Consider the following 309-nt stretch of genomic DNA (forward strand, 5'->3'; position numbering starts at 1 on the left):
GGCCACCGATTTTCTTTTTTGTGACCTCACGGAAAGTCTCTACAATAATAGCTGCTTTCTGCTGAAGGTTGTGCGGATGTAATTCCTCATAGCGTCGAATCGTTCTAACAGCCTTAGAGGTAGGGACTTCCGGATTGTCCTGGACATTCTTTGCGATTTGATAACACATTTTGTATGTGGTATAGTTCGCTAAAACATCCAGGATAAATCCTTCTTCGATAGCCTGTCGCATCGAATAGATGTGGAAGGGATGGAAAGAACCATCCGGTTGAGGTTCGCCGAAAATTTCCAGGGTTTTGCCTTTGGGCG

At 45.0% G+C, this 309-nt stretch carries 1 pseudogene; it reads right to left on the bottom strand.

The features are described from left to right. Positions 1–309 (bottom strand): annotated as a pseudogene (locus tag H6B10_RS15990) (type I restriction endonuclease subunit R); the annotation flags it as partial.

The sequence above is a fragment of the Gemmiger formicilis genome (assembly GCF_016901605.1).
In the GTDB taxonomy this organism is placed as follows: Bacteria; Bacillota; Clostridia; order Oscillospirales; family Ruminococcaceae; genus Gemmiger; species Gemmiger formicilis_B.